5 protein-coding genes are annotated in these 14,751 nt (G+C 40.1%); 2 read left to right on the top strand and 3 right to left on the bottom strand.

Going from position 1 to position 14,751, the window contains the following annotated elements:
• The first annotated feature begins 117 nt into the window (after positions 1-117).
• Positions 118-1,587 carry a hypothetical protein gene (locus ACY650_RS16615; protein WP_462249122.1) on the top strand — a complete coding sequence of 490 codons (1,470 nt, stop codon included), beginning with the start codon at positions 118-120 and terminating at the stop codon, positions 1,585-1,587.
• Positions 1,588-1,663: 76 nt separating this feature from the next.
• On the opposite strand, the gene ACY650_RS16610 is transcribed toward ACY650_RS16615, so the two are convergent.
• The 3 genes from ACY650_RS16610 to ACY650_RS16600 form a co-directional block, all read right to left on the bottom strand.
• A complete protein-coding gene (locus tag ACY650_RS16610) occupies positions 1,664-8,494 on the bottom strand; it encodes a lamin tail domain-containing protein (RefSeq protein WP_462249120.1) in 6,831 nt (2,276 codons plus the stop codon).
• Positions 8,495-8,589: 95 nt separating this feature from the next.
• Positions 8,590-10,635: a choice-of-anchor J domain-containing protein gene (locus ACY650_RS16605; protein ID WP_462249118.1), complete on the bottom strand. Its 2,046-nt coding sequence runs from the start codon at positions 10,633-10,635 to the stop codon at positions 8,590-8,592.
• A gap of 3 nt (positions 10,636-10,638) precedes the next feature.
• Entirely contained in the window at positions 10,639-13,380 is a 2,742-nt protein-coding gene (locus ACY650_RS16600) for a TonB-dependent receptor (RefSeq protein ID WP_462249116.1), read from the bottom strand.
• Positions 13,381-13,748: 368 nt separating this feature from the next.
• On the opposite strand from ACY650_RS16600, the gene ACY650_RS16595 reads away from it, so the two are divergent.
• The gene (locus tag ACY650_RS16595) at positions 13,749-14,747 is read left to right on the top strand and encodes an endonuclease/exonuclease/phosphatase family protein (protein WP_462249114.1); all 999 of its coding nucleotides are present in this window, start codon (positions 13,749-13,751) and stop codon (positions 14,745-14,747) included.
• The last annotated feature ends 4 nt before the right edge of the window (positions 14,748-14,751 follow it).

Raw genomic sequence — 14,751 nt, 5'->3', positions numbered from 1 at the left:
TTTTAATAAAAATTTGAATGTATCGTTAAAATAGCATTTCTTTTAAATCGAAAACCTAATATCCACCTGAGGTACTATGTAAAGTATAGCTTGCATTAGTGCCAGTATTGAGCGTATATGGATCTAATTCGTGAAATGGCACATGTGATTGAACAGGATCGACCAAAATCCTTTGGTCTGCTTATTCCTAAAGATTCCAAACTAAAGAAGCTATATGACCTGGCAGTAAATTCTAAGCTCAACGAAAAAGAAATTTCCAATAAGCTCTATAAAAGCAAACCTGGAGATAAGCGTTTCCTTATGCTTAAAGGGAGTCTGATCAATAAGCTTTCAGAATTGATCTTGATTGGCGAGCACTCAGACATCAATAAGAATAATTACATCAAGGTTCAGTTTGAGTGTGAAAAGCAACTAACCATTGCTAAAAAATTACTTTTCGTAAACGTTTATCATAACGCAGAAAAGATTGTCAAAAAAACACTCAAGGAAGCGATCAAATACCATCTTGTGGAAGTTGAGGTTGAATGCTACGTTTTAATGCGAAAAATCAACTATCTCAAAGGATTTCCAGATACTACAGAAGAATTTAATTCATTAGCCTCACGTGCATTACAAGTGAGTTCTAAAGTGAATGATGCAAAAGGAACCACTGAGATGTTTCTTTCAGAAATTAAGTTTCTCAGAGCACAGTCGAAGAAGGTAGCTGAGAAATGTGGGAAGTACGTGTTTCCACTTGTCGCAAACGATAAGGAGTCGCCTTTTATTGAATTGGCAGTTTTACGAATCCGCCTGATCAAAGCACACCAGGAAAACGACATCCAAGAGTGGAGTCAGACGATCAGTGAGATTCATGGATTCTTAAAAGCATACCCCTATTTAATGACCGAACACCTTGCTTTGGAATTAAATGTATCGGATGCAAAATATCACTTGGCTATTCGAGAATATAAAAAGGCAAATAAGACTATTACCTCAATATTGAAATACACTTCGTTTGAATCATTTAATCAATTCGAAGTGCTTGCAGAGCAATTTCATTTTCATTGTCATCAAGGGCAATTGAAAAAGGCATCAAAGGTGATTACTAAAGTGTTTGATAGCTATCAATTCGACATGCTAGATGGCATGGATAAGGCCGCTTGGCATATACGAGCAGCTTACTTAAGAATAGTGATTGATTATTCTGATTCATCCATTGAATTTGATCTTTTCGTAAACAAGAAGTTGACAGTATTTTTTAATGCGTGTAAGCCTATCTCTAAAGACAAAGCAGGCTATCAGTTTCAGTTCATCATAGCGCGTCTTTTACTCTTACATTCCAAAGACTCTATTGATTATGAAAGTGAGCACAACAGTTTAAAAGTCTATCATACCAGACATCTAAAAGGAAATCTGCCAGTAAGAGGAGCAATATTTTATTCCCATTTAAGCAAGCTCACGAAGGCACGTTTTTCAAAAAAGGCATATGATCAATTGAGTGAGTCTATTGCCAATGAATTCAACAAGCACCCTCAATATATAGAGCACTGCGAAGTTTTCAGATACGAGTACTTATGGGATGCTATTGCCAATAAACTGCGCCAATAACTTTCTGAATATAAAAAAGGCGACACTACCGTGTCGCCTTCCGCAATAGCCTTAGCTATCGCTTCCTTAGTTATCGTTATTGCTTGATAATTTGCTGACGAGCAAGTTCGTTGCTGTCTTCATCTTTAACTACAAGCACATATACTCCGCTATTCAACGATGCAATAGAATACACATCTCCTGATCGAGCAAACTTCATTTTCGCACCATCCAATGCAAACAGTTCTACGCTGATTTTCTTACCTGTTTTGTTTGAAATTTCAAACGCATCCTGAACTGGGTTAGGATAAACAACAATCTCCAACTCATCATCAAGGCCAAGCGTTGTATCATCATCTTCCTCTCCAACTCCAGATACAGCCAACGTAACAGTTTCAAAAGGATCAGAAGAAACTGTAACATTTCCACTAAATGAACCAGCCGCTGAAGGCGAGAATCTCACAAACACCTCTTGATCTACAGTTCCATCTGTTACTGTAATTGTTAGAGGAGAAGAACTTGTTCCTGCATTATTAAAGTTACTGTTCATTGATACTTCAAATTGTGCTGGAGGAGTCACAGTTACATCATTTGTCAACCCAAACCCTTCTACTGTGAATGAACCACTAACAGAGTTAGTACCTACATCTTGCTGACCGAAATCACCATTAAATGAATCATCTTCAACAGCAAAGAATGGTTCAGTCTCAGTGACTTTTACATTGTCTAAAGTCCATGAAGCAGCTCCATCTGTTGTATTAGACTCGTACTTAAATGCAACATAAACCATGCTTCCAGCTGGTAGACTTATCAATCCTGAATTTGTCCATGTGTCACTTGCTTCATCATCATCCAATGTTACATCAAGTTCTGTCCAAGTAGCAGTTGTAACATCATTGGTATAATCTGTAGACACAAATACTTCTAAGTCTAATGCCGGGAATTGAACATCTGTATCAAATGAAAGGTCAGCAGCGGCAATTGAAGATAAATCAATACCTGGTGTTACTAACCAGTCCTCATTATCCTGAACACCACTATTAAATCCACTCATTCTAACACCTGATCCAGTTTCACCGAAATCTGTACAATCCCAAGCTTCATCACCAATCACAGATTGAGCGTCAAATCCATTCAAAGCATCGCATGTTCCAAATCCTTCGAAGAAAATGGTGGCATCTGTGATTCCAGCACCTGATACATCAATATCGTTGTTAACAGCATTTGTACTGGTGTGCGAGATTGTACCATCCTCAGATCCTTCTGCTGAAGGCACATATTTAACAGTAATGGTAGTTGCACTTACTTCATTTGCCGTTGGCGATAATGTAATACTTGAGCTAAATGTTGAACCATCTTGAGATATTTCAAAATTATCTGGAGCCATAATTACAATATCAGCTTCAAGATTCGTACCCGAAACAGAATACGTTGAAGTTGCCGATTCCTCTCCTACCTCGACGTTTCCGAAGTTAGGATTGAAGGATGCATCATCAATAGAAATAAATGGTGCGGAAGCATCAATAGTTGGTTCAGCAAAACTTGCAGCTGCAGCGCCTTCAATTTCACTATGTACAACAATGTTCAGATCACCCGCTGGCTCTCTCACAAGTGAAGAGCCGTCTTCATCACCTCCCCATGCTTCGATAATTCCATTTAGTGTTGCTCCAGAAAGGTTTGCACCGATATTGGCATCCGACTCTCCGTCTCCATATTTGATTTGGATATACTCGCCAGAGTTTGGATCATACAATGCAACATTTTCACCACTATTTGATAAACTCATTGTTCCAGCAACTTCGAATGCCAGATTACCTGTAGAAGGTGTAGGTAAAGTTCCTCCTTCTTGTACTTCAGCCATGACACCAACATAATTGCCAGCTCCTAATGTGGTAGTCGCGGGAAACTCAAAGAACATCCCTGACTCATCCCAAAGTTGCCATCCACTGATATCCACTGCCGAAGCACTTGTATTATAAAGCTCAACAAATTCATCCTCTGTATTAGCTGCACCACTACCATCTGTATCATATCCTTCAGTTCCAGTAAAGTTTGGATCAGGAAGGATCTCATTTATTACTACACCACTAATATTCGGAGCTGTATCGAATACTCCTTCTGTTCCACTTACAGTAACATTCTTGGTCTCTGCGCCAGTGCTAGTATGAGAAATATCGCCACTGTAAACAGCGTCTGTAGCTAAAGGAGTGAATCTAACATAAACAGTCTGAGAAACAACCCCACCAGTTTGAGTTACAGTCCAAGGGCTAGCATTTGTATATACTGTACCTGAGAAATCCATCTCAGCAGCTATTTCAAAACCTTCAGGAGGAGTGATTACAACATCACTAGTCAAATCAGCTCCTTCAACATCATATGAACTAGGGTCCGAAGATTGACCTAACTCAACAAAACCAAATGATCCATTAAAGCTTGTGGTTGTTAGCGTAATCAATGGAGTTCCAGGCTCAATTATTTCACCTGGATTCGCTGTATTCTCAATGAATGTATTTGCTAGATCCTCGGTCATTTCATTGTGTCCATCCACACCATTACCGCCAGTTTGAGTTTCTGTTCCTTCGTCAAAATCAGATCTTTGCCACGAATTTCCTGATGCATGTGTACTAGCAGATATAATCGCCTGGCTAGCTGTTGCTAAATCATCCAAATATGTCGTTGCATCGGTATCACCATCAGGACCGTCAATACTAATTCCTGTTTTATCAATAGCTTCAGCCTGATCTCCCCACATTACATAATCAATATCTGTTACTAAATCAGTATTGCCATCCCAGTAATAAAGCATCACTATTTCACCACCATCGGTAAGACCTCCTTGGTCATTAATAGAGCCAGCTATTGCCTCAAGCATATCTGGAACTGCATCAGCAGAAGCTCCATCTTCATATAGTTCGTATGTAGGCTCAATGCCATAAGCTGCGAAGAAATCATCTGATCCAGCTAAAGAAATAGTCTGAACCTCTCCATCAGCAATTATGGATCCTGCAGGGAATCTAGCATGCCAATCACCAAATCCTCCGCCTCCAGCGTTCGTTCCAGTTACAATATTGTAATAGTAAGTGCTGCCACCTGCGAAAGTCGCATCAGTTAAATAATAATCGTCTAATAAAACTGCAGTGCCTGAGTTGTTATAGATCTCAACATATTCACTACCAGTAGGCGTTACTACAACCTCAGAAATCAATAGCTGTGCTGCTTGATTCACCACCACTTGAGCGTCTATGTTAGCATCTGCTGTTAAAGCACTTCCATCATCATCTACAGTCAAAACATATGAGTCTGCCGTGCTTAGTTGTAAATCACTCCAGGTAAATGCACCATCTGTCATGGCTTGACCTGTAAGGCCTGTACCCGTAAGATCACCAGAACCACTCGTCTTAGTAATAGAGACATTCCGTGCTTCCGAATCTGCATTTCCATTAGCATCTTCAGCAGTAACTGTTAAAGCAAAATCTTCAGCAATGGCTACAGCACTAGGGTAATCCAATACAAGCGCAGTTGCAGTAACGTCAACAGTGTGTTGAGCACTAGTTACAGCTCCGGCAAGTGTTGCCAAGAACACTGAACCACTAGATATAGCAGAGAAGTTGTGAGATGTTGGAATCTCAAATTCTAATACTTCACCATCAGTTACTGAAGTATTGAACCATATAGATAGGGTGAATTCCTGACTTGTACCATTAGCTAATACAAACTCAGTACCGCTCAAATCCAATGTTAAAGATCCTGCAGCGATTGTCATCGCATGATCAGTGGTTCCATCGTTTAATACAGCTCCAGCAATGGTTGCACTCCAATCAGCAGTATTATTTGTACCTGCTGAAATCTCAATTCCATCAATATTTGTTGCTTGACCATCCGTACCTTCATCAGTAACAGTAAAACCAAAAACATCAACTGCCTCAGCATCTGTGTCGATTAATGACGAAATATCCGTCTGAGCAATTGGCGAAGAAAGTGCTGTAATATCAGTATTGCTATCATTTGGAGTAGCAGTGCTCTGAGAGCCTGTTAACTCAACTAAATTGTAACAATTATCTGCTGTACTGTATTCATAAGCAGCGAAATGATATACAGTTCCTTGTGTCAGTCCAGTAAGAGGTACTGAGGTGCCAGTTCCCGCATAAACCACGTAATTTCCTGTTCCTATTTGATCACCTGTTCCAAAAGCAGCGTTTGCACTATAAGTAGTTCCGCTCGCAGGGTCAGCGTCAACTGCACTCCCAGATTTTGCAACGACTAAGACTTCATCACCACTACCTCTGGTCCAATTTACAGTCATTACAGTTTCTCCGATGGTCATAAAAGTAAATGCAGATGCCTGAGTTGCCGGTGGATCACAGAAAATAGATCCATCTACTTTCGTCCCAGGAGAATATAAAGCACCTCCAGCTTCAACTATCGTGCTGTGCTCAGCAAAAGAGCCAGTAAGATCAGGATCAAGTGAAATTGACTGATTATTTCCTGCTGACGGATAAGTTACATTCAGAATGTCCGTAACACCTCCAGCATTGATTATAACATCATCGCCACCATTATTTAAGCTTATCGATCCAGTACTCGATGTAAGTACTGTTGCGCCACCAAATGTTCCTGTTGGAGTACCTCCACCAAACACCACCAAAGCACTGTTTGGTGTAATAGTAGTGCTAGCTGCAAATACGTGTCTCTCAGAAGAACCATCACTCATTGTCCAATTACTAAGATCTATATCAACAGATCCTGTATATACTAATTCAAAAAATTCGTCATCGCTAAAATCACCAACACCATCACCGTTAGCATCTCCATCGGTGCCAGAATTGGAAGGATCAGCATGAACTTCATTAAGCACAAGAGATCCACTTTCTAAGATTGATATATTGTCAGAGTTATCTGAAGTAAGAGCTCCTGATACTGTCAATGTATGAATTCCAGCGGCATCAAATTGTAAATCTGATATTGCAACTTCACCAGCAACTAGACTTGGCGTCAATCCACCTATTGAAGACAGTGCTCCACTACCTGAATTTTTTGCAACAGTTATTGCATCCGTGTTATCTATATCTAAGTTTCCGTTAGCATCAACCGCCTGAACAGTGACAGCAAAATCTGTCGATACGTAAGCACCATATTCTTGAGCAGAGAATGCGTAATCAGTAGCGGATACTCCAATTGTGTGATCCGCACCTGTTTCTCCAGTTACTGGATCAGCAAAAGCAGAACTTGCTGCTGAAGTAGTAAATGTTGTAGTAGCATTTGCAATTTCGAATGCAAGAACCTCCCCATCGTTTACAGCTGTATTCAGCCATATCATCAGGGATACATCAGATTCGCCACCATCAGTAACTGAATATGCAGCCGTTGATAGATCAACCGTGATGTCTGAATCTGTAATGGTAACTCCATTGTCTGTTATATCAGAGCCGTCATTCAGTTTGGCTCCTGCTATAGTAGAAGACCATGCCGCAGTGTTGTTAGTAGCAGGAGTAATAACCACAGTTTCTACAGCTGTTGGCAAACCATCACCTGTACCAGAATCATTTATTTTGAAATTAAATACCGCAACAGCTTCACCTTCAGTATCAGCTAAAGATGATATCGTGCTTGCAGTAATTGCAGCAGTTGCTGCGAGAATATCAGAATCAGTATCTTTTGCAGCAGCAGTTGCTTGAGACACTTCCGCTGTAACTGCTGAAGTATTTGGTGTTGTCTCATCATCTTCTCCTACGGCATAAATAAAGTACGTTGTGCTCGCAGTTAGACCACTTACTGTCACTGGGAAATCAGTATCAGCCAAGGTTACATCTATTGTTCCGCTAGCAAAAGCAGAAGAAGAACCATCGAATCTACCAGCTTTTACATCGTCAGCAGATGGTGTTGAAGAAGCTGTGTGTACAATGTAGTATATAGTTCCAAGCTCATTTTGCTGAAAATTGATATCAAATTGGGTATCTAAAATATTAAGTGCAGCAGGTGCTGCTACTGTTGGTGCCGTGTTATCAGTCGCTGCTGTCGTAACATCAGTCAATGTTGAAACAGCACTTAAATTACCGGCTCCATCTTCTAATGCTAAGTGTACATCGTAGGCTGTTGCTCCGGTTAATCCGGAAATGGTAACTGTAGCGTCTGTTGATGCAGCAGTCACTGCTACAGAGCCAGCAAAGGTAGCTGATGCTCCGCCACTCAATTGTCCATCTTTAATTTCTTGCGCAGTAGGTGTTCCCGCATCATCAATTACATAATACAGTGTAGCTTCCTCATCAGCCTGAGCTGTCACTTGAAATCCATTACCAGTTATGCTTCCAGAAGTCGGTCCACTCGTGAAGGTTGGAGCCGTTAAGTCAGGGACTCCGATCCAATCTCCTGGATCGTAAACACCTGGTGCATCTTGAGCACCGTCACCGCCGCCACTATCATGATCAATATTCCACTCAGCTGCTGTATATGTTGTATTGCCACTAGTTACGGTCTCTGCTCTTTCAGCTCTTCCATCTTCAAACTCGTGATCTGTGCCTGTACCATCTTCACCTGGAACACCAAACACATCAATAATGGTCATTGATGCATCTAATAATTCAAAATTATCGTCTCCATTTGAGTTGACAGAGCCATCTTCATCGGCTGCAAACCCAAAAACAGAAGTAAACGTTGAGTTGTTATCGGCTACGATATAAAACCCACCAGCTGGAATGGTACCTGCAAGCGTGTTGGTAGCTCCTGGAGTTGCATTTGCATTGAAGTAGATTCTAATCTGATATCCAGTAAGATCTACAGCACTTGCGCCTGCATTGTAAAGCTCAATGTATCTCGCCCCGGCATTGTTGTTAGGGTCAGCGATTTCAGTTATAAAAACTTGCCCAAAGGACACATTCGTTAGGACAAACATTCCGAGGAATAGCAGCCCTATGCGGTATAAGTGTTTCATAATCGTATTAGTTTGCGGTTTTAGGTTTATATTTTTTGGTGGCTCAATCCTGTTACTTCAATACTGAAGCAACAGATTGTACCGATCCATCTATTTTAACTTCCAGTTAAACTCAAATCATCAATAGTTAATGCAACTGAAGCTCCAGAAGTACCTCCAAAGTATCTGAATGCCAGATATACTTCTGAACCTGCTGCGTCGCTCATGTCACTAGTAATCTCTGTAAACACCTCAGACCCTTCTGCTGGTAGTTGCGCAGCAACATCTGTCAACTGAGTCCATGTAGCAGAATTAGGATCTCCAATGCCTGAGTAATCAGTAGACCAAAGAACTTGAAGATCTCCTGGTCCACTAAAGCGGGACTCAGCCCAAAATACAAGCGTAGCACTAGTAACGCTGGTCAAATCAATCGTACCATTGCTAATAAGCCATGCATCATCTTCACCATCTTCACCTCCAAAAGCACTAGCTCTAGGTGCACTTGTTCCATCTCTTCCAAAAGCTCTACATCCCCAACCTCTATCTGTTTTCGTTCCTGGCACATTTTCTTCAATCCAATTGCTAGGAATATTGAAATCACCTACGACTGTGCAACTTTCGAAATCATCAGTAAATGGTAACGAGAACGTACCTCCACCACCAGTTGCCTCAGTAAGCGATATGTTGTCGATATCATATGATGCTGAACTGCTCTCTGACGAACCTTCAAACTGGAAGGCCAGATACACATTTTCACCACCAGGTATCATGGTTGTTACAGTTTCGTAGGTGCTTGTACCCTTATCAGGAAGCTGAGATGATACATCCAATTCAACCCATGTTGCAAAAGATAAATTACCAAAATAGTCAGAGCTGTAGTAAACCTTAAGCTCTCCATCACCACTTCCTTGAGACTGAACATCGAAGCTTAAGTCAGCAAATGAAGTTCCTGTAAGGTCAAATTGATTTTGAGTTATCAACCATGTGTCAGAAGTGCCTACATCACCACCAAACGTGTTCACACGTACAGCTCTAGATCCGTCTACACCAAATTGACGACATGCCCATCCACGATCATCCTTAGAACCAGAAGCATATTGAACTTCAAATGCAGAAGGTATTGCGAAATCAGTAGTACAATTTTCAAAATCCTCTGAGAAAGGAAGGGAAACTAAATTATCTGTTCCTCCACCACTTGCATCAGGATCGAAAGCACTTACTACCACATCATCAACTTCCCATCCAGAAGCGTCATTAGCATTCACTGCTTTAAATCTAAATGCAATGTGTCCTGAGACATTGATGGCACTAAGATCTATATCTCCAGAACTTGTGAAAGTTCCGAAACCACCACCTTCATGTGGATCCAAGGTTGGGTTAAATATGGTTTGTGTTGCTGTTGAAGGGTCTACTCCATCGAAGCCCTCTAGGAAAGAAACTTCCAATCTATTACCCTCATCATTAAATCTAGTTTTAGAGAGGAATGAAAGTTTTCCTCCTGTGAAAGAACTAAAATCTATTTCAGGAGAAATTAACCAATTGTCTTCCTCAACAGCATTTGTGCTATTGAAAGTAGAAGCGATAGCTGAAGTGTTGTCATCAAAAAATGTGGTTCCCCAAGTATTGCTACCTCCTGCGTTGATGATTGTCCAATCATTCAATCCACTTTCAAAATCTTCTTGGAAGATAGGTGATGAATCAGCATCTCTTACTAGTAATGTAAATGTATTAGCAGAGGAAATTGTATTCACTGCTCCCTCAACACCTGTAATAGTAAATGTGGCAGAATATCCACCTTCGATTAGATCATTTAGCGCTTGCACTTCAATCTGACCAACTACAACAGGGACCAAAACTCCCTCATCGGTTAGTACGCTATCTTGTACGATTGGAACTCTAATTGTCCCATTGTTTAATGAAGGACTTGTGAAAATTACTCCCTCATCGGAAAGATCTACATCTACAATAGCAAATGCTTCTGAGTCACCAATCAAACCACTTGCATTCATTGTGAATACAAAGTTCACACCATCTTCTTCTGTGATTTCACCAACCACATCCTGTGTGAATCCTACCGCAATGCCAGAAATATCTCGAGCATCATCGTCTTTGCAAGCAACAGCAAGCAATACAAAAAGAGCGATATAAATTATCTTTTTCATTAATTAAAAATCTAGGCTTAAACCAATTGTATAAGTTCGTGGGAAGCCAATTCCTGGCTGTACTTGATCAAAGAAATAACTCGCCCATCTGACATAGTTTTGATCAAACAGGTTTTGGATACTTACAGATATTCGACCAGAGATATCATCCGATAAGTCAAAGTATCTACCAGCATAAAAATCTACTGTATAGTAATCACCGAATTCATTATTTAAAATATCCTCGCGCTCTACGAAATTGTTTGCGATATCATCTGGATTCCAACGCAATGGAATTTTATCTGCATAGTTGAGTCTTGCTCCCATGTATGTGCTTCTTACTCCTGTGTAATGGAATCCTAAACCTGCGGTTGTTTGCGGCGAAGTACCTACCGGTAGTCCTTCCATATCTTCTTGGAGGTCAACGAATACTGGATTACCATTTGGACCATTCACTGACTGTGGTGGAACATCTGTCCATGTCCAATCTCCTAATGAGACAAATCCTGTTAATTCCAAATTGGAGACTGGGTTATATTCAAAATCAATTTCTAGACCTTGGTGTGTTGACACCAACCCAGTGAGTGACAGCTGAACATCCGGAACATTCTGAATGCTCATTCCTTGATTGTCTGAAGGTGCGGTTCTAGATTCCGTAGTTCGATCTCTCCATTGTAAATAGTATGCATTTACATTCACCTTCAAAAACGAAGTTTTGAAGCCATACCCTATTTCTGAGGAAAGAACTTTTTCTTCTTTCAAGCCTATTCTATACTCGTTTGAATAGCGAGCATCTACAAAAGCATTACTTAAAAACGGTGGTCTAGTAAAAAATCCAGCGTTTGCAAATACATTATGTCTACCACTTATTCGATAGTTAGCTCCTGCTTTTAGTGTGTAAGTTGTGAAATTTCTCTTTTCAGATTTTCCCAAAGAATTGAAGTAGAAATTGTCGAACGACGGATCTCCTTCAGCCCAGAAATAACCCACTCGCTGCATGTCAGAGAATGTAAGCGTTGCTGAACCAAAAACATCTAGTTTGTTTAATGTGTATTCTGCCTGTGTAAAGAAAGAATACCAATTCACTATACCATCGTACCAGTAATTGGTTTTGTCTCCGTTTCGAGCAATGGCATTTTCAGAATCAAGCAAATTATATTCATTCTCGAATCTGTTTTCATTAATTATGAAATCCCCTCCTAGCAAATCGAATACTTCAGCAAAGTGCTCTCCTCTGTAAAATCTTAGGTCAATTCCGCTTCTAAGTCTGACATTACCAATCTGCTTAGTGAAATTACTTACTACTCCGATCCAATTATGATTGTTGTGTCTTGATTCTAAATAGTATTGAGAATTAAATCCTGTTACTGAAGGAGTGTTAACATCTCCATTAGGAAAAGGAACAGTTACTTGACGACCATCCTGGCGATTTTGATCAGCTAAATAGTCCCAATTAATTAAGTTATCGGTTGTAAATATTGTTCCAATGTCCGAAGAATCTCTCTCATTTAAGAATACCGGAGCTTCCGCATCTCTAGGTTGTACTGAGTAAACTCTTGCATTGGAATAGTATACCGAGGTTGTTATATTGGTCTTTTCATCTAGATCCCAATAGTGTGTTAGAGCGGTCAAAGGTTTGTGCACCTTATTCTGTCGGGCATTGAATAACTCACCCCTGTAGATACCAAGAGCGTTATTACCTATCTGTCCTTCAATGCCAAAAGTTGCAGCAGTAGCTTCATCTACAGCAAAGGCAGAACCCCTATTGAATGGAGCTCCAAATGCCCAAAACATTACTTGATGCTTATTATTGATCTGCTTGGAAAGAGAAACATAGTAACTCCATGCATCTACAAATGCACCTGGCGTGATTGGACCTTGTCCCGGAGCTATGGAAGATAATCCATCTCTACTAGTAGAAGTTGTTGTTCTAGTTCCTTGAAACGAGAATGCCCAGCCATTACTTGACTCGCCAGTATTGTAAGTGAATCTTAATCTGTTGTTCCAAGCACCGGTGCCTAATTGATATTCAATTCTTCCACCTTCACTTCTATCAGAAGGTTTAGTAATCATGTTTACAGTACCACCAATTGAGCTTACTGCTAATTTGGATGCTCCAAGCCCTCTTTGAACTTGTGTAGTTCTTGTTACTTGGTTGAGGCCTGCAAAGTTTGACCAGAACATTCTGCCATTCTCCATATCATTTACTGGAATACCATTTACTAGAAAGGCTACATTCGATTGATCAAAACCTCTTATATAAACTTCTTGATCTCCGTATCCTCCATTTCCCTGTATCGTGTATACACCAGGAGTGTTCTGGATAGCTTCTGCCAAAGAAACATTGTTGAATCTTTCGTCAAGGTCCTGAGCGTTGAACGTGGTTATCGCTATTGGAGACTTACGCTCTTCAACAACCGAAGCAAAAACCTGAACTTCCTCAAGTCCGATTGCCTCTTCTTCAATGTAAAGTGTACCAACGTTTAAATTCCCACTTCCGATCGTTACCGATTGCTCAAGTGTGCTGAATCCAATGTATGAAACTTTTAATGTGTAAGAACCAGAAGGGACATTCTCTATTGTGAATTCTCCATTGATCCCTGTAAGGGAACCGTAGTTAGTTCCTTGTAGCACAACAGTGCTTCCAATAAGCGCCTCTTGTGTGCGTTTATCCGTTACAACACCGCTCACACTTCCTGTCTGAGCAATGGTAAAATGCATGGCCATTCCCAATATGAGAAATAGCAACAAATGCTTTCTTAGCATGTAGGTTTTGTATTTGTGGTTTATAATTCCCTACAAATTTCCTCAATGCCGCGCGGATCAAAAATTACAGTAAACAGTGAAAAGTAAGCTCTCTCTTTTTCTATATAACTGATCAATAGAAACTCATCCCTAACGTCATAAGATTTAGCGCCTTCTATGCTATCTAAGCCAATAAAACATCAAAATTGAAAAATGGTGCACTATTTGTGTTAAAAAGTAAGAAGCATCATTTTTTATGATAAATCAGAATTTAACAGCTCCCAAAGTTAAGTTAATGTTAACTCGAGCACTGTATAATTATCAAATCATTAACAAATGTATGGCTATTGGGAACTGTATGTAAAATGAAAATGAATCACTTTTGCCTCATGAAATTTGCGACCAAAACAAAGCTCCTTTTTAGTATCGGATTAACGCTAATAATACTCTCTGCTCAAGCCCAAAAACGAGTAGTTGGTGCTATTGGGTTTTACAATGTCGAAAATCTTTTTGATACAGAAGACGATCCTGACATCCGAGATGAAGAATACCTTCCAGGCGGAGATCGCAAGTGGGATAGTCAGCGATATCAGGAGAAGCTAAAAAATATCTCTAAGGTGCTTGCGAGCATGGCTCAAGGTGCGGACATAATTGGTCTATCTGAGGTGGAAAACAAAAAGGTTATTGAAGACTTAATTGCTACTCCTCAACTAAAGGGACATAAATATGATATTGTGCACAAAAACTCTCCAGATAAACGAGGAATTGATGTTGCACTAATTTACAAGAAGAATAAGTTCAAGGTTATTAATTCTGCTTGGGTCAAATATCCTGAGGAAGGGTATTTTACGAGAGACATACTACTTTGTACAGGTATCTATTACGGTGATACGATCACGGTTGGAGTTAATCACTGGCCATCTAGAAGAAGCGGTGCAGAAAAAAGAAATCAAGCTGGAGCACGACTGAGACAAGCAGTTGATTCAATCTTATCTGAATCTCCAGAAGCAAAAATTATTTTGATGGGCGATTTCAACGACGACCCTAGAAATGTGTCTGTGAAAAAGGAGCTTAGAGCGATTGATCGGATCAAAAAAATGGTGGATGGTGATCTATTCAACACATCTTCCGAGACATTCAAGCAAGGTACTGGAACACTCTCCTATCGAGGAGCATGGAACCTATTTGATCAAATAATCATTAGTCAAGGCATGATTAGTGGAAGTGGTTCTACCTATAAAACAAGTTCGTTCAGCATTTTTAGTCCTAATTGGTTGAGACAAACATCAGGACAATATGCGGGGTCACCATTTAGATCATTCTCTTTTGGTAAATACATAGGTGGATATAGCGATCACTTTCCAGTATACATTCTAGTTGAAAAATAATTTT

Source organism: Ekhidna sp. (genome assembly GCF_963691765.1).
Classification (GTDB): domain Bacteria; phylum Bacteroidota; class Bacteroidia; order Cytophagales; family Cyclobacteriaceae; genus Ekhidna.
Note: the sequence above shows the minus strand (reverse complement) of the source record. Positions and strands in the feature narration are given on the sequence as shown.